At 68.1% G+C, this 15,781-nt stretch carries 14 protein-coding genes; 8 read left to right on the top strand and 6 right to left on the bottom strand.

Annotated features, from left to right (window positions below):
- Positions 1–188: 188 nt before the first annotated feature.
- The 3 genes from ACZ45T_RS25950 to ACZ45T_RS25960 form a co-directional block, all read right to left on the bottom strand.
- A complete protein-coding gene (locus ACZ45T_RS25950; RefSeq protein WP_468445221.1) occupies positions 189–1,331 on the bottom strand; it encodes a serine hydrolase domain-containing protein in 1,143 nt (380 codons plus the stop codon).
- A gap of 53 nt (positions 1,332–1,384) precedes the next feature.
- A complete protein-coding gene (locus ACZ45T_RS25955; protein WP_468445223.1) occupies positions 1,385–2,581 on the bottom strand; it encodes a DUF4185 domain-containing protein in 1,197 nt (398 codons plus the stop codon).
- A gap of 279 nt (positions 2,582–2,860) precedes the next feature.
- Positions 2,861–3,967 carry an alpha/beta hydrolase gene (locus tag ACZ45T_RS25960; RefSeq protein WP_468445225.1) on the bottom strand — a complete coding sequence of 369 codons (1,107 nt, stop codon included), beginning with the start codon at positions 3,965–3,967 and terminating at the stop codon, positions 2,861–2,863.
- Between the two features lie 467 nt (positions 3,968–4,434).
- On the opposite strand from ACZ45T_RS25960, the gene ACZ45T_RS25965 reads away from it, so the two are divergent.
- The 4 genes from ACZ45T_RS25965 to ACZ45T_RS25980 all read left to right on the top strand — a co-directional run bounded on the left by ACZ45T_RS25965 (position 4,435) and on the right by ACZ45T_RS25980 (position 9,085).
- A complete protein-coding gene (locus tag ACZ45T_RS25965) occupies positions 4,435–5,484 on the top strand; it encodes a helix-turn-helix domain-containing protein (protein ID WP_468445227.1) in 1,050 nt (349 codons plus the stop codon).
- A 433-nt stretch (positions 5,485–5,917) separates the two neighbouring features.
- Positions 5,918–7,183: an RICIN domain-containing protein gene (locus ACZ45T_RS25970; protein WP_468445229.1), complete on the top strand. Its 1,266-nt coding sequence runs from the start codon at positions 5,918–5,920 to the stop codon at positions 7,181–7,183.
- Positions 7,184–7,326: 143 nt separating this feature from the next.
- Positions 7,327–8,160, top strand: coding sequence for an NAD(P)H-binding protein (locus tag ACZ45T_RS25975; RefSeq protein WP_468445231.1), 834 nt, complete (start codon positions 7,327–7,329; stop codon positions 8,158–8,160).
- A 58-nt stretch (positions 8,161–8,218) separates the two neighbouring features.
- The gene (locus ACZ45T_RS25980) at positions 8,219–9,085 is read left to right on the top strand and encodes a hypothetical protein (protein ID WP_468445233.1); all 867 of its coding nucleotides are present in this window, start codon (positions 8,219–8,221) and stop codon (positions 9,083–9,085) included.
- Positions 9,086–9,121: 36 nt separating this feature from the next.
- On the opposite strand, the gene ACZ45T_RS25985 is transcribed toward ACZ45T_RS25980, so the two are convergent.
- Positions 9,122–9,694: a TetR/AcrR family transcriptional regulator gene (locus ACZ45T_RS25985; protein ID WP_468445235.1), complete on the bottom strand. Its 573-nt coding sequence runs from the start codon at positions 9,692–9,694 to the stop codon at positions 9,122–9,124.
- A gap of 121 nt (positions 9,695–9,815) precedes the next feature.
- On the opposite strand from ACZ45T_RS25985, the gene ACZ45T_RS25990 reads away from it, so the two are divergent.
- Entirely contained in the window at positions 9,816–10,256 is a 441-nt protein-coding gene (locus ACZ45T_RS25990) for a nuclear transport factor 2 family protein (protein ID WP_468445237.1), read from the top strand.
- Positions 10,257–10,346: 90 nt separating this feature from the next.
- Here the strand turns inward: ACZ45T_RS25990 and ACZ45T_RS25995 are convergent, their stop codons facing one another.
- Positions 10,347–11,147: a flagellin N-terminal helical domain-containing protein gene (locus ACZ45T_RS25995; protein WP_468445239.1), complete on the bottom strand. Its 801-nt coding sequence runs from the start codon at positions 11,145–11,147 to the stop codon at positions 10,347–10,349.
- Between the two features lie 432 nt (positions 11,148–11,579).
- On the opposite strand from ACZ45T_RS25995, the gene ACZ45T_RS26000 reads away from it, so the two are divergent.
- Genes ACZ45T_RS26000 through ACZ45T_RS26010 form a run of 3 tightly spaced genes read left to right on the top strand, consistent with a single transcriptional unit; the run spans position 11,580 to position 14,847 of the window.
- Positions 11,580–12,665, top strand: a complete 1,086-nt coding sequence (locus ACZ45T_RS26000) for a monodechloroaminopyrrolnitrin synthase PrnB family protein (RefSeq protein ID WP_468445241.1) — start codon at positions 11,580–11,582, stop codon at positions 12,663–12,665.
- Between the two features lie 11 nt (positions 12,666–12,676).
- A complete protein-coding gene (locus ACZ45T_RS26005) occupies positions 12,677–13,957 on the top strand; it encodes an FAD-dependent monooxygenase (RefSeq protein WP_468445243.1) in 1,281 nt (426 codons plus the stop codon).
- Positions 13,958–13,998: 41 nt separating this feature from the next.
- On the top strand, positions 13,999–14,847 hold the full coding sequence (locus ACZ45T_RS26010) for a class I SAM-dependent methyltransferase (protein WP_468445245.1): 849 nt from the start codon (positions 13,999–14,001) through the stop codon (positions 14,845–14,847).
- Between the two features lie 341 nt (positions 14,848–15,188).
- Here the strand turns inward: ACZ45T_RS26010 and thpR are convergent, their stop codons facing one another.
- Positions 15,189–15,773 (bottom strand): RNA 2',3'-cyclic phosphodiesterase, encoded by a 585-nt coding sequence (gene thpR / locus ACZ45T_RS26015; protein WP_468445247.1) that lies wholly within the window; start codon positions 15,771–15,773, stop codon positions 15,189–15,191.
- Between the last annotated feature and the right edge of the window lie 8 nt (positions 15,774–15,781).

Below are 15,781 nucleotides of genomic sequence, written 5' to 3' on the forward strand. Positions count from 1 at the left end.
CTTGACAGAACCCGGCACATCGGTGACCGGGGCCCGGACCTGCTCGCGAAGGGGCGACGACCCCGCACGAAGACCTCCTGCGCGGCGACGGGGGCCCGGACGCGGCCGCCGGACACGGCCCGGGCGACCACGCACCTGCACCGCGCAGGAGGTCTTCGGCGATCAGGAGCGGACGCGCGTCCCGCCCCTCAGGACCGGTTCTCGCACAGAGCCGAATTCAGCAGCGCGTTCATCTGCTCCGCGGGAATCCGGGTCGTGAGGTGGGCATTGGTCACCACGGACGCGTGCCGCCCGTCCTCGGTGACCAGTGTCTGTGTGTAGTAGCCCGGTATCGCGCCGTCATGCCCCCAGGCCACGCCGCCGCACGGAAGGGGGTGCCTGATCAGGCCGAGCCCGTACCCGAAGCCCGAGTCGGGGGCGCCCAAGCTGATCACCTTTTCCATCTCGGCCAGGCCCGCTGGTGAGACGACCCTGCCGCCGAGCAGCGCCTGGTGGAACGCGGTGACGTCCTGCAGTGTCGAGATCATCGCGCCTGAGGTGCTGAAGAAGGAGGGCTCGAAAGCCGGCACGTCGGTCCAGAAGTAGAACGAGCCCACCCGGATGCCGTGGTACCCGCGGACGGCCGGAGTGGGGAGGGCACGGTCGCCCGGCGCCGGGAAGCGGGTCCACGACAGGCCGAGCGGCGCGATGATCCGGCGGGTGATCACCTCGTGGGCCGGCAGGCCCGTCACCTTCTCGAGGAGCATGCCGAGGATCTCGTAGTTGGTGTTGGAGTACGCGAACGTGGTGCCGGGCGCGGACGCCGAGGACAGACGCAGCCCGTCCGCCACCACCGCGGCCAGCGTGTACGTGCCGTCCGGCGCGGCCTGCGGAGCCGGCAGGGAGTTCACCGGGATGCCGCTGGTGTGCTGGAGCAGATGGCGCACCGTGATGACGTTGCCGTCGTGCCCCTTGCCGCGGACCACGCCCGGCAGGTACCGCTCGATCGGCGTGTCGAGGGCGACCGTGCCCTCGTCGACCAGTTGCAGCACCGCCGCGGCGGTGAAGACCTTGGTCTGGCTGCCGATGCGGTAGTGCTCCGTCGCCTGGATCGGCCGGTTGGTGTTGATGGTGCCGGTACCGACGGAGAGGGTCCAGGAGCCGGCGCCGTCACCGGCGTGCACGGCGGCCCCCGGACCCGCGTTCGCCTGGAACGTCTTGAGCGCCGCCAGCGTGCCGGCGTGGTCCGCGGAGGTCCGGGCTTGCGCGGGCGACGACGGCAGGGTCAGCACCGCAGCGCACACCGCACCGACGAGCGCCGCGAACCGCGCCTTGCCTAAGGCCACTGACATGTCTCGCTCCTTGGGTGGTCATGGGTCACGGGTCATGGGTTACCGGGCACGGGTCACGGATTGACGGCGTCGTACTGCAGCACCCGGTAGGGCGACTGCCCGACCTGGCCGTTCCACTGCGACACGATCAGCGTCAGGGACGTCGGACCGGCGCTGCCCGGGTGGATGTATCCGCCGTACAGGAACGGGAGTTGCGGCTTGCCCCAGTGGTTGGGAGGCCAGGAGTTGTTTCCGACGATCTGCGGCTTGGGCGCCGTCCACACGGCATCCGGCCGGGACGCGGTCCGCGTGCAGATCGAGTAGTCGGTCACGTCGAAGTAGCTCATGCAGTACGTGCCGCCGATCCGCTTCACCGAGAACTCGCCGATGTTGTTCCCCGTCAGGATCGGAGTGGGCTGGGCCGCGCTGGTCCACTGCCAGCGGTTGTCCGCGAAGACCCAGTTCTGCTGGGCGCCGAAGTTGCCCGCGCGGAAATCGTCCGGCCAGATGCGGAACAGCTGGATCGCGCCGCCGTCGGCGGTGTTGCGGTGGCTGCCGTTCCACCGCTTGGAGAAGATGTACAGCCAGCCGTCGGGGTCGATGCCCGCGAAGGACCACATCCCGTACATGGACTGGTTGACGCCCTGCGTGTCACCGGCCCAGTGGTACGGGTAGTCGTGCCAGGTGACGCCGTGGTCATCGGAGTACGCCACCCCCGACATCAGCGAGCCGTCGTAGCCGGCGGGCGGGCCCCACACGGCCACGGAGGTGTACTGGATGTAGGTGCGGCCGCCGAACTCGATGCAGTCGCTCGGAATGCGGCTGACCTCCCAGCCGTGCCCGTTGTCCTGGTCGTGCCGGTAGTCGAACATCTGCCAGGCGGCGCCACCCCTCGGCTGTGCCCAGGTGAACGAGATCGGGGTCGCGCCGGAGGCGTCGAAGGCGGCCTGGTTCAGCATGACCGGCGAGCCGAGGTAGGTGCCGCTCAGGCCCGGACCGGCCCAGGAGTCCCCGAAGACGTAGCCCCAGGAGTTGTCGTGCTCGCGACGGTAGGGGATGGCGAGGTCACCCGAACCCAGTCCCTGCGCGTTCGCCGAGTCACCGGGCTGCTCGCACAGCGGGGTACCCCGCTGGACCGTGGGGGCCGCGGCGGCGGGCATGGCGCCGGCCATACCCGTGCCCGCCGCGAGGGCGACGCCGGCTCCGGCCCGGAGAACCGTCCTGCGGGTGACGGCGGCGGCGTGGTCGCCGGACCGTGAAGGCTGGGACATCGGTCATTCCTCCAGATGGTGTGGGGTGCTGAACGGGCGGGGACGGCGGGAGCGGTCCCCGAGTGGTGTGCCACGGCGGGCCGGCCGTCCCCCGCGCGGCCGGCCGCCACAGCACTAGGCCGTCTCTTTCGGATCTTGTCGGGCCCGCGACGCCTGGCACGGCACCTGGCCGCGTTGTCGGGGCGCCCGAGTACGTCCAGTACGCGGCACGCCCCTCCGCCTTGCCATGCACGGCACCAGACGCCGCGGGCTCGGCCGACAAGATCCGAAAGAGACGGCCTAGCCCGCCGCGGCGAACGAGGCGGCGAGACGGGGCATGTAGTCGGCGAGGGCGGGGGCCCAGCAGCCGTAGTTGTGGCCGCCGTCGCAGGTGGCGGCCAGCGACGATCCGTTGCCGTAGTTCACGAACCGGCTGGGGATGCCGAGCCGGTCCAGACGGGTCTTGACGGTCGTGGTGGCGATCGCGGTGAAGTGGTCGAGGGGTCCCTGATCGCCGGTGTAGAGAGTGATCCCGGTGCCGCTCAGCCTGGCCAGGTTGGCCGGGGCCGCTGGGTTGACCGCGTTCCAGACGCGGTCCGCGTTGAAGACCGGATAGGGCGAGCCGAAGATCGCATCGCTGTCGACGTAGGGCCCGTACTCGGTGCACCGGCCGCTGCCGGACGGAGTCGAGGTGCTCACCGCGCACCACGCGCCCGTGAGGTTGAGCTCGGTGGCCAGGACGGCCGCCCGTATCTCCGCCATGCCGAAGTCGATGCCCCCCGACAGCGAGGCGACGTGACCGAAGAGGCCGGGGCGGGCCTCGGCGTAGTGCAGCGCGCCGTAGCCGCCCATCGACAGGCCCACGACGGCCCGGTGGGACGGGTCGGCGACGGTGCGCAGGTTCGCGTCGATGAAGGGGACGACCTGGCCGAGGTGGAAGGTCTCCCAGTTCGCCGCGCCCTCGGCGGTGTTCTGCATGAGCCAGTCGGCGTACCAGCCCTTCAGGCCGCCGTCCGGCACCACGGTGATCATGGAGTCGGAGCGCAGCGCCGGGGCGGCCCCGGCATCGTCCACGGTGCCGCCCCCGCCGTGCAGGAAGTACGTCACCGGCCACCGCTTGGCGGGGTCGGCCGCGTAGCCGCCGGGCAGGAAGACGCGGATCTTGTGGCGGCCGGACAGCTGCGGGGTGGTGACGGTGAGGGTGAAGTCGCTGCCGGAACGGACTTCGGTGGCCCCGGCGACGCGCGTCAGGCCGAAGCCGTCGGTGAAGTCCGGGATCGCGGGGGCGTCGGCGCGCGCCGAGGGGCCGGTGAGGGCGGTCAGCGCCACGGCCAGCGCCAGGGCGGCGGAGGTGGCGGTGACGCGAAGAGACGCGCGGACGCGCGCACCGGACAGCAGGGTTCTCATGAAGTGATGTCCTTCCGACAAAGAGTGGCCGGTCACTTGGCAAGGGACCCTGAAGCCACCCTGACCTGCGGGCCTGTGAAGTTGCCCACAGGTCCGACGGGACGGAAACCGAAGTCACCGCGCCCTCGGGCGGGTTGGATAAGTCCATGGATGTCGCCGCCGAACCCCCTCTGACCCTCCGGTGCCTCCCTGCCGGAGGGCGCGGGTCACCCCGTGGCCCTCCGGCAGGAAGCGGTCCGGAGTACGAGGTCCCGTGGCGCTCCCCCCGCCCCTCGCACACCGTGATCCGGGGCCATTCAAACCGGAGTCGAGCCCCCGTGTCCCGGCCCGGTGACCTTGCCGAACAGTTCCCGGACAATCGCCGGACATCGGAGCCTCCCCGCTCCCCGCTCTCCGTCGCGACAGCCGGACCGCCCCTACGCGCACCAGGCACACCGCCCGCCCCCGCGGAGAAGGAGGACCAAGACGTGGGACGCCAGGAACAGCCGCTCGATCCCCGGCAGGGCCCCCTGGCCCGATTCGCCCATGACCTGAGGGAATTACGACGGCAGGCGGGGAGTCCGCCCTACCGTGAGCTCGCCACCCGCGCTCACTACTCGGCCTCCACCCTGGCCGACGCCGCGTCCGGCAACCGGCTGCCCAGCGCCGCGGTGCTGGCGGCGTTCGTGAGCGCGTGCGGCGGAGACCCGGAGGAGTGGGAACAGCGCCGCATCCACACGCACAGCCTCATCACCACCCCGCCCCCGGACCCGCCCCCACCGCCCCAACCGCCGCCCACAGGCTCCCCGCTGAGCGCGGCGCCTCCGACCCGGGCCGCACCGCCACGGCGACCACGCCTGCAAAGTCCGTACCTGGCAGCGCCGTTGCGGCAGTCGGCCCCCCTGCGCATCGCCGTGGCCGTCCTCGTGGCGCTCTGTGTGGCCGTGTCCGGCGATGCGGGCCCGCGGCAGGCCCCCGTGCCCCGCGCGGACGGGGCGCAGAACGAGGCAGCACCGCCCACGGGCGCCCGACTCCCCGGGGACGCCGCGTGGTTGCGCACGGACACCGACATCCCACCGCGCTACCGGACCCTGATCATCGAGGCGGGCACGATGTGCGGCGTCCCGCAGATCACCCCCGCGCTGGTGGCGGCCATGCTCAAGACCGAGAGCGGGTTCGACCCCGACCTCAGCGACCCGGCCAAAGACGAATACGGCATTGCCCGCTGGACCCCCCGCGTCCTGCGGTACTACCTGCCGCCCGACAGGCAGCACACCGTGCCCGAACCCCCGCTCACCCCCGAGGACTCGATCCCGGCCGTGGGCAGGATGCTCTGCGCCATCGCCCCGGAACTGGAAGGCGTCCCCGGCGATCCCGCGCTCAACCTCGCCGCCGCCTACCGGATCGCCACGTGGAGGGTGCAGAAACAGGGCGCGGAGCTCGAGCGCATCCGGCCCTACCTCGACCAGGTCCGCACCTCGATGCTCGACTACCGTCCACCGTCGAGCCCTCCCTCAGCGACCGGCCGCACCCCCTGAGCGGCCCCGACGACAGCCCTTTGCTGTTCCGCCGCCAGATGTTCAATTGACGCGCAATCACGGAACGGGGCGTGCGGTGCCGGCGGGAGAAGCGAACGACGGCGAGCTGATCGGCAGGGTGCTCGGGGGACGCTACCGGGGACGCGCATCCCGTACCGCACCTGCCGGTTCCCGCGGCCGAGCAGCCGCACTCCGTAACGACTCCCGCCGCACCCTCCACTCTCCCGCCCGCCCACACGGGTTACGAGCCGAAGCAATGCTGAGCTCGTGGCGGCGAGTTCACCGTACGGTGCGTTAACTCGACTGCCTGCCAGGGGCCTTGCTGACCTGCCCTATCATCTGTTCGATTGATGTATGAGAGGGAAACAGGCACTTGGGATTCACAGGCAAGCATCGGATATCCATCGTCGCGGCGGCAGCCGTGGCGGCGATCGTGGGAAGTCTCCAGCTCTCCTCCACCGCGTTCGGCACTCAGGACCCCGAGCCGACGGCCTCGAGCTCGGAGGAGTTGTCGGTGCCCGTGGAGGCGCCCGACTCCCACGGGGAGGACTCCGCTCCGTCCGGCAGTGACGACACCAGCTTCAAGAACGGTGTCATGTCACTGGGCACTACGATGGCAGCGCCCGCGCCGAGGGCGGCTGCGGCCGCCGCCCCCGCACCACCCCAGGGCGAAGGGTGGAAGCTGAGCGGTGCGACCAAATGGCTGCCGACCGGCTACACCATCAAGTTCTACGATCAGAAGTCCGCGGACTGGCTGGCCCCTTACGTGAAGGCCTCTGCCGCGGACTTGCAGCGCATCACCAACCTCTCCGTCGCCGTCGACACCAAGCCGGTCGGCTGGGAGTACGCCAGGCTCAAGGGCGAGGTGGTCGTCGGCGTCCTGCACCGGCCGTGCCTGCCGCCCGCCGGCGAGGGCAGCATGGGCAGCACGGGCTGGAAGGTGGTCCGCGACGGGTCGGGAAGCGCGAACCTCAGCTGCGGCTTCACCGCTTCCTCCGTGCCCGACACCGTCACCAGCGGACACGCCTACATCGACAGCGAGTTCTTCACCTCGGCCGGGAAGCCGACCGCTGCCATGGGCGAGACGTACCTGCGCAACCACGTCAGCCACGAGCTCGGGCACACGCTGGGGCTGACGCACGCCAACCGCAGCCTGACCAAGGGCGACTGCATCAAGGGGACCGACTCCGGCCAGTTCCCGGTCATGTGCTCACCCACGTACGCGTACCAGGACAAGCGCGCGGGCACGTACGTACAGCAGTTTGACGTACAGGGCCTGCGCCGACTCGCCGCCGGAGCCGGCGCCGCGCTGTCCCCGCAGGGCAGGGTGAGCGGACTCGGCGGCAAATGCCTGGACGTCAAGGGCGGAAAGGCAGCGAACGGCACGCAGATCCAGCTCTACACCTGCAATGGCTCGGTGGCCCAGTCGTGGATTCTGGGCAAGGACGGTACGTTCCGCGCCTTCGGCAAGTGCCTGGACAACGCACGCAATGCGAGCACGAACGGCAACAAGATCAGCCTCTATGACTGCAACGGCTCGGCTGCGCAACACTGGTCCGTCAACAGCAAGGGCCAGATCGTGCACGTCGCGTCGGGCAAGGTCCTTGACGTGACCGGCGGCTCGACCGCCAACGGCACCGTGATCCAGCTCTACACGGCGAATACGAACAAGCGCCAGCTCTGGATCGCACCGAAGTAGCACCCGGCGCGGTACTGGCCCGGCCCCGGCCCGGGCTGCTCGATGCCGAGCAGCCCGCGGCCGGGGATCCTCTTGACCTGAAGCGTGATTGAGCTCCTAGCGTCTCTCCCAGTTGATCACCCGACGACAGGGGAGGCATGCGCATGATCCTTGTGACAGGCGCCACCGGAAACATCGGCAGCGCGCTGCTGAAGGAGCTGTCCGCGTACGGGGCCGGGCCGCTGCGCGCGCTCACCCGTGATGCCGCACGGGCCGCCTTCCCCGAAGGAGTCGCGGCGGCGGAGGGTGACTTGGCGGACCCGGCGTCGCTGCGGCCCGCGCTGGAGGGGATGCGCTCGCTGTTCCTCGTGTCACGTCTCGGCGCGGACGCCGGCATCATCCAAGCCGCCAGGCAGGCAGGTGTGGAGCACGTGGTGTTGGTGTCGTCGATCACCGTCCAGACGCATCCGCACCTGGAGCCCGCGAGGGAGAACCTTGCGGTGGAGCAGTTGCTCAGGGACAGCGGCATGGCCTGGACGATCTTGCGTCCGACGCAGTTCGCCTCGAACGCCCTGATGTGGGCGGCGTCCATCCGCGCCTACGGGACCGTACGCGCCCCGTACGCGGACACGGCACTGCCGACCATCCACCCAGCGGACGTCGCGTCGGTGGCACGGGTCGCGCTGACCGGGCCCGGTCACCGGGAACGCGTCCACGCCTTGACGGGGCCGGAGCCCGTGACCGCCCGGCAACAGGTCGAGGCCATCGCGGCCGCTCTGGGCCGGCACGTGCCCTTCACCGAGATCAGCCGCCTGCAGGCGCACGCCCAGATGGCCGCGGTCTTCGGATCCGACGCCGCGGACGCGGTGCTCGACGTCACGGGAGGGGACGCCAACGACGAGCTGCTGAGGGTGCGGGACACGGTCGCCGAGGTCACGGGAAAGCCCGCCCGAACGTTTCGGCAGTGGGCCTCGGAGAACGCCACCGCCTTTCACTGATCGCCTCGGTCCGACAGACGGCTCGGCCACCACCCGGACGCGGGTTAGCATCGCGGCCATGCACAGGTCCGAGGAAACCGGTCACACCGCGGGGGCACCGTCCGCCCCCTGGCGCGCCACCGTCGTGAAGCACCGACGCAAGGCCGGCGACCCGCCGGAGGAGCCGGACCGTTCCGAAGGGCAGCCGCTCGCGTGGCGTGACGACCTGCGGATCCATGGCAAGCTCGGCGAGATCAGCTGCGTCGACGCGGCCGGCCGCACCCGCTGGACCCACCGCTGCGCCGGCTACCCCAACGCCGCCCACATATCCGGCGGCCGGGTCCTGGCCACCACGGACTCCATCGAGTACACCGCCTGGGGCAACCTCGGCCCGGCCCTGCTGCTGGACCTGGCTGAGGGCACCCTGATCGCCGAACTGCGCGGTGCGCGCGGTGCGGCGCTCGGCGGCGGCCGCTTCCTGCTCGGCCTGGAGGGCTACGACGTCTTCGACACCTGGCAGTACGACCGCGACGGCACCCTCGTCGACTCGTGGCGCAGCTACGGTCACTACGTCATCGGCAGCGGCATCCGCGTCGTCGAGGCCGACCGCAACATCCCGACCGACAGCCGGGTCGTCCGCCTGCTGCCCGGCGGCGCCATCGAACGCGGCCCCCGGCTCACCGACTCGTCGAGCCCGCGGCCGCTCGTCCTTGAGGACGGCACCATCCTGGTCATCGATGCCGGAGTGCTGCGCGCCGTCGATCGTCGGCTCAATGCCACCGTCCTCGCCGAACTGCTGCCCGTCGACCCCGAACGGGCGTGGGCCTACACGGCGACCCTGCACCGGGACGGTGACCACATCACGGCGAGGATCGGCGAGCCCCACCCACGCCGCGAAGACCGGAACACCGTCCACACCTGGACCATCGCCCTTCACCAAGCCTGACGGTCAACCGGCCGGGGGGCGACCACCGCAGGCGTGTCAACGTGGCCGCAGCCCGTCGAAGACCACCTCGAAGATCCGCTCCCGGGGCTCCGGATCCGCCCCGAGCTGTTCCATCGCCCTGCCAGTACCGGCCAGGAGGGCGATGAACTCGGGCAGGCCGAGCTCCGGGCGGACCGCCCCCGCCTGTTGCGCGCCCGCCAGCAGATCGGCCAGCCGAGCCTGGATCTCCATGGTCGGCTCCTGCAGGGACGCGTGCACGTCCACCCCGGCCGCAGCGAGGGCCTGGGCGAACTCGTTCTTGCCCTCGGACTGTTCCACCACCAGGCGGAAGCAGGCGAAGAAGGCCTCGGCGGGCTCCGTGTCGGCTGCCAGCTGCGCGGTCTGGGCGGCCATGGCCTCCAGTCTGCGCACCATCACGGCTTCCAGCAGGGCCTCCTTGGTCGGGAAGTGCCTGAAGAGCGTGCCGACTCCGACCCCGGCGGCCCGGGCGATCTCCTCGGTCGGCACGCTGACGCCGCGGGTGGTGAACACCTCCGTGGCGGTGTCGAGCAGCCTGGCCCGGTTGCGGGCCGCGTCCGCCCGCAGCGGGCGCTCCTGAGCGCCACCCATCCGTCTCCCACCTTTCTCTGTCGACGGCAGAACCACCCTGGACAACCGGAGTCTCCAGTCCGTATCGTCGAAACGGAGTCGCTAGTCCGATTCTATCCATGGATCTCACTGGAGGTTGGTCATGCCTGAAACGCTGTCGCCACGACAGGTCTTCCAGAAGTTGATCGACGGCATCAGTGCCGGGCGGTACACGGAACTGGCCGAGCTCTATGCCGAGGACGCCGTAGTGGAAACCGTCTTCGAGCCGGTCGGTCCGCGCCGCTTCGAGGGGCGGGCCGTACTCGAGGAGCGGTTCGCCCAAGTCGCCGCACATTCGCCCGTGGAGCTGACCCCGGCGAACGTGGTCGTCCGGGAAACCGACGACGCGGAAGTGGTCGTCGCCGAGTACGACTACCAGGTCCATCACCGGGGGACCGGGCGGACCTTCGAGGCCGCCAACATCCAGGTGTTGCGGGTCCGCGACGGCCTGATCGTCAGCAGCCGGGACTACCACGACCACCTCGCCCTCATCGTGGCCGGCGGCAACCTGCCTCAGCTGGTGGCGGCACTCGAAGGCGAGTAGCACGAGCGCTGTGCTCCGGGCCGGGACCACCTGAGGTCCCGGCCCGCGTCGCGTTCCGGCGCCAAACCCGCGAGGCCCCGGGGCTGGTTGCTAGCCGAGGTTCTGAAGGAGCGGCAGGATGCTCCGGGGCTGCGCGTTGACCTGTGCGAGCACAGCGATGCCGGCCTGCTGGAGGATGCTGGACTGCACACAATTGGCGGTCTCGGCCGCGTAGTCGGTGTCCTGGACACGGGACCGAGCCTCGGTCTCGTTGATGGAGCCCAGGGTCGAGCGGTAGTGGGTGACCTGGATCAGGGCATCGTCGATGGCGGCCAGGGGGTCCACGAGGGCGGGCCGGGAGTCGTCGGCCTGACTCGTGACGTCGTAGCCCGTCAGGCCCAGCGTGCTGACGTCCATCTTCTTCATCGCCACTTCGATGGTGTTGCCGTCATTCGGGCCGACCTGGAAGGCCAGGGTGTTGTCCTGAGCCAGCACGTTCGTCCCGTCGAACCGGGTCTGCTTCGATACGGTTTCGATCGCCTCGAGGCGCTGCTGGATCTCCTGCTGGATGGCAGTCCGGTCACTCTTGCCGTCTGTCCCATTGGCTGCCTGCACCGTCAGCGTGCGGATGCGGTGGAGTTCGCTGGTGACCTCCTGCAGGGCGCCTTCGGTGATCTGCGCAAAGGAGATGGCGTCGTTGGCGTTCCGCGACGCCTGGACCGAGCCCTGGATCTGAGTGGTCATGCGATCGGAGACCGCGATTCCTGCCGCGTCATCCTTCGACGAGATGATGCGCAGCCCCGTAGCCAGCCTGCCCGCCGTCCTGAATTCCCGGATCATCTGAGGGGGAATGGCGTCGACGAGCGGAGGGATCTGCTCGGCAAGGGCAGCTGCTGCCTGTGTCTCGCCCATGGTGCTCCTCCGAACCTGATCTTGACGGAGGCGACGTTACTCATAGTGGCTCACCGAGCACCAGGGGTAGTTCCAGCCAGTCAGGCCAGGGAGTCGACGCCGCCACCGCGTCCGCGTTAGCGGCGCCGCCCGGCTCGCCTCGGGAAAGGCCAGACGAAGCTTGTCAATATGCAAAATGCACGGGGACGAATGCGGAGTGAATCTGTCTGATGTGTCCTCCGACTGCTAACGTCGAAATTGCTTCCGGGGGGCCGAGGCCACGGTAACTGGCGGGATTATGCGCCGCGGGGCGCGGGAGCGGATTCCGTCAAAGGTGCACGACCATGTACTCAAGCGGGCTCCGCCTGATCGTCGAGACGAAGCTGGATAGCGAGCGGTACGAATCGCTGAACCAGGAGTGAAAATGAAGCCTCATCGGAAGAGTTGGTTCACATGCACTGCAAGACCGATATAGATGTAACTTCCGAGGAAGGCAATGAGAAGGTCAGGCGGCTTGACCCGCTGAAGCTGGACGAAGACCTTCGCACATTGTCGAAAATGAATGAATCCGCAGACATCGACGCGTTGGCGCGGGTCCTCAGTGAGGCGCTTCCCTCCAAAGAGTGCGTCGCCGCTTTCACGCTCCCCGAGTGCCTCGCGGCCATGCGCGATCTGGGCATGTACCTGGGAAGCCTCAAAAGGCATGGCGTGTCTGCCTTCGATATCATCCCCGGCGCAACCGGATCATTTGAACTGCTGGGGCAGCGTACGCACATGATCCCGCGGGACACGGTGTACCACTACACGTGCTGGAATCCGGTGGGTGAGAGGGAGCGGCTCTACAGCGGACACCAAATGGAGCGCAGTCTCATCGGTGCCGTGCGCACCTGCGTGCCGGATCTCGCACACGCCGTTGAAGTCGGCCGCTCTCTGCAGGACGAAGAACCAGGTAGTCCTGCTTACGCCGACAAGATGGAGTCCCTCGCATCGCATATAACGGCAGCCGACAGGGCGATGGGCAGTGTGATTGAGAAGGTCACACCTGAATTCTTTGCCCAGGTGCTCAGGCCGTTCTTCGAGGATGTTCACATAGCGGGCCAGAAGTACATGGGACCGGCTGCCGCGCACATCCCGCTCTTCCTGATCGACGTACTGCTGTGGGCATCCGATCGAGGGAGCCGAGAGTATCTGAAGTTTTGCGACGAGGTTGCCCTGCATACTCTGCCCAGCTGGCAGGAGCGGTATTCGGAGTGGACAGAAATGCCCTCCATAGCCTCTCGAGTCGCTGCGGCTCTTGCTGATTCCTGCGCGTCGCCCGAGACGGAGCGCGTGCAGTCCAGTGCAAGAGGTCTGCGGCAAGCACTGAGATCGCTCACTTCGTTTCGCGGAAAACACTTGGTGATGGCACGACGTGCCTATCACGTGGAGGTCGGGCTCTACGAACTGGGCAGTGGGGGAGGGAGCGTGGAGCTCCTTGAAGAGATCCTCACCCTCACAAGGCAAAACGGAGCCATGATCGGCGCGACCGCTGCGAAGTGAATTCATACGCCGTGACCTACGGGAGTGAAGTGAAGGCGACGAAAATCACCGTTGCCGGGTCCGGGATAGCCGGACTGGCCGCCGCAATCAGTCTTCACGCGGCAGGATTTGAAGACATTACCGTCTTCGAGTCCGATCCCGATCTCCGCCCGCACGGGCTCGGGCTCAACATACTGCCCAACGCTGTTCGTGAGCTCGCCGAACTCGGATTGCTGGACGAGTTGCTGCATCGGGCAATCCGCACGCGAGAATTGGCGATGTACAACCCGCACGGAAATCTTGTGTGGCGGGAAGACCGCGGACTCCTGGCCGGTTACAAATGGCCCCAGATCTCGATATCGCGCTCTCACCTCGTCTCGGTCCTGGCCGCGGAGGTGCGGCGCCGCCTGGGCGACAGTGCTGTCGTCACTGACGCCCGACTCGTCGGCCTGGTCAATGAGCCCGGCAGGACCTGCGGACTCTTCACAGGCAGGGACGGTTCCAGGCGGACCGTCGATACGGACGTACTCATCGGCGCAGACGGCATTCATTCGACCGTGCGAGCGGCGTTTTATCCTGCCGAGGGCCCTCCCCCGACAAACGGTATGACACTGTATCGAGGAACTGCCTGGGGAGATGCGTTCCTCACAGGAAGTTCAATGGCTGTGCTGGGGGATGACAGAAGGCGGCTCGTCCTGTACCCGATCGACAAGGACGAAACGACGGGCAAAACTCTGATCAACTGGGTGGCAGCCTTCCCGGAAAGGGAAACCGACGAGCTCCAGCAGCCCTCAGGGGACGCTTCAGAAAAGCGGAAGGCAGTCTTGCGGCAATTCGGCGAATGGTCACCCCCTGGGGTAGACCTGGCCGGCCTCCTGGACAATACGTCGCACGTACAGAAATACCCGATGATCGACAGGGATCCCATCCCGCGGTGGACGTTCCACAACGTGACACTCCTGGGTGACGCCGCCCACGCGATGTACCCTGCCGGATCCAACGGAGCCACACAGGCCATCATTGACGCGCGAGTGCTTGCGTGGCATCTTGCCGCACACTCCGACGCGGGCAACGGGTTGCAGGCCTATGAAGACGAACGCCGACCGCAGATGACGGAACTTCAAAAGAGCAATCGCTCCATGGGGCCGGAAAGAGTCATCACCCTGGCTCATGAAAGGGCCCCCCATGGATTTGGAGACGTAAGTGATGTCTTCAGCGAAGAGGAACTCGCGGAAATATCCCGCAGCTATGCCGTGACAGGGAAATTCGATCAGGACTGGGTCAATTCACGACCCTCACTGTCTGTCAGTTAACATCATCAGCCGGCCATGCGGCGCAACACCTGGAGTGCAGAGTGACAGACACAGCCCGGCAGGATGACAAGTCTGAGGCCGTTAAGGAAACCAGTTTCATAACCGCCGTCATCAGAGCCATGGAAAACGATCGGCCTGACCCGTACCTGGTGGATCGTTATGCCGCGCTGTTGAGCACACCCCAGTCGAAGATGATGGCCGACGAGGCGCTGGCCGCCGGCGGTACCGTCGGATCCGTGATTGTGCGAGGCCGTTTCGGTGACATCGCACTCAGCCAGGCGGTCGCCGAAGGAATCACGCAAGTGGTCTGCCTCGCGGCGGGCAGCGACACTCGCGCCTGGCGTCTTGCTCTTCCCGAGAGCACTCAGTTTTTCGAAATCGACCTGCCGGGCCAGCTGGAAGCCAAGGAGAAGCTTCTCGCACCGGTCGAAGACCAGCTCACCTGCCGCCGTGTTTCCCTCAGCGCAGACCTTCGCCACGACACATGGCCCCAGCAACTGCAAGCCGCCGGCTACGCACCGGACAGGCCTACCGTCTGGGTCATTGAAGGCCTGCTGCCGTACCTGCAGCTCGAACATTTCACTCGGCTGATCACGAACGTCAAGAAGATGTCGAGCCGGGGTTCGATTCTGCTCATCGATGCACCGCATGCCGAATTCTATAGTGATCCGGTCAATGAGAAGTTCCTGGCGTTCATGAAGTCCCGAGGATCCGCGTTCCAGCTCGGCTTGGATGATTTCGGCGGCTTCCTGGGCCAGCGCGGCTGGCAAGCAGAGGCATACACGTTGAGGCAGCTTTCCGAAGGTGCATGCGCATGGCTGCCCTCTCCCCCCGAGCGTCTTTGCCCTTCCCACGACCATCACTGGGTAGCCCGCGCGCATCTCGCCTGACGTCCAGAGGGGCCGCGGGGGTGGTGCGCGAGGCGGGCGGTTCGATCTGAGAGTGTGCCCACCCCCACGGGGCCGATGCCCGCCAGCCTCGGCACCGCCGCCGCGCCGCACGACGCCGCGATCCATGCGTGGGACATCGCCAGGGCCACCGGGCAGGACCTGCCGCTCCTTCGCGGCTGGCTCTGGGGTCAAGTGGAGGACCGGGTATCAAGGCGGGCAGCAGCTACCAGGTCGGCGACGACATGGAGCCGCACCGCTCCAGCACTCAGGAGGGTGCCCGGCTCTTCGTCGTCGACTGATCGTCGTACGCGCCGCCGCCGCGCAGGGGCTCACGGGGGACTTCAGCCCCCGCTGCCGAAGTTCCAGGCATCGACGTCGCGGTAGTGGATGGGACCCGGGCCGCGGCCGAGGTTGCTCGCGACGAGGTGGAGGCGCTCGGTGTGCCAAGGGCGGCCGGTGAATGCGGAGAGCCGAGTGGCGGCTTCGACCGCGGAGGTGACGTCGTTGCGGCGGGCTCGGGCGAGTGTCAGGTGCGGGCGTAGCGGCCGGTCCACGAAGGCGATTCCGCACTCCTTGACTACGGCGCGTACCTGGGTGGCGAGCAGGTGCAGCCCGTCGATGTCTCCGTCGATTCCGCCCCACAGGACTCGTTCGTCGAAGTGCCCGCCGCCGCGCAGCGCCAGTTGCAGGGGCTGGTGCGTTGCTGCGAGGTCCGCCAGGGGCGGTCGCAGGAGGGGAATGGCCGTGACGGGGAGCTCCCCGAGGAACGCCAGGGTGATGTGCCAGTCCTCGATGCGGTTCCACCGCATGCGCGGGTAGGCCTCGTAGGAGGGGTGCAGTTCCCGTGCCAGTTCTTCCTTCGCGTCGTCGGGCGGGGCGAGCGCGATGAATATCCGAACGGTCGCGGGCTGGATCTCATGGTTCACAGGAGACT

The sequence above is a fragment of the Streptomyces sp. NPDC030995 genome, from assembly GCF_055571215.1.

Excerpts from the sequence above, each read along its gene's own strand:
- ACZ45T_RS25985 (WP_468445235.1), bottom strand. The coding sequence starts at position 9,694 with ATGGGTGGCGCTCAGGAGCGCCCGCTGCGGGCGGACGCGGCCCGCAAC.
- ACZ45T_RS25980 (WP_468445233.1), top strand. The coding sequence starts at position 8,219 with ATGCACAGGTCCGAGGAAACCGGTCACACCGCGGGGGCACCGTCCGCC.
- ACZ45T_RS25950 (WP_468445221.1), bottom strand. The coding sequence starts at position 1,331 with ATGTCAGTGGCCTTAGGCAAGGCGCGGTTCGCGGCGCTCGTCGGTGCG.
- ACZ45T_RS25990 (WP_468445237.1), top strand. The coding sequence starts at position 9,816 with ATGCCTGAAACGCTGTCGCCACGACAGGTCTTCCAGAAGTTGATCGAC.
- ACZ45T_RS25960 (WP_468445225.1), bottom strand. The coding sequence starts at position 3,967 with ATGAGAACCCTGCTGTCCGGTGCGCGCGTCCGCGCGTCTCTTCGCGTC.
- ACZ45T_RS26000 (WP_468445241.1), top strand. The coding sequence starts at position 11,580 with ATGCACTGCAAGACCGATATAGATGTAACTTCCGAGGAAGGCAATGAG.
- ACZ45T_RS25995 (WP_468445239.1), bottom strand. The coding sequence starts at position 11,147 with ATGGGCGAGACACAGGCAGCAGCTGCCCTTGCCGAGCAGATCCCTCCG.
- ACZ45T_RS25955 (WP_468445223.1), bottom strand. The coding sequence starts at position 2,581 with ATGTCCCAGCCTTCACGGTCCGGCGACCACGCCGCCGCCGTCACCCGC.
- ACZ45T_RS25975 (WP_468445231.1), top strand. The coding sequence starts at position 7,327 with ATGATCCTTGTGACAGGCGCCACCGGAAACATCGGCAGCGCGCTGCTG.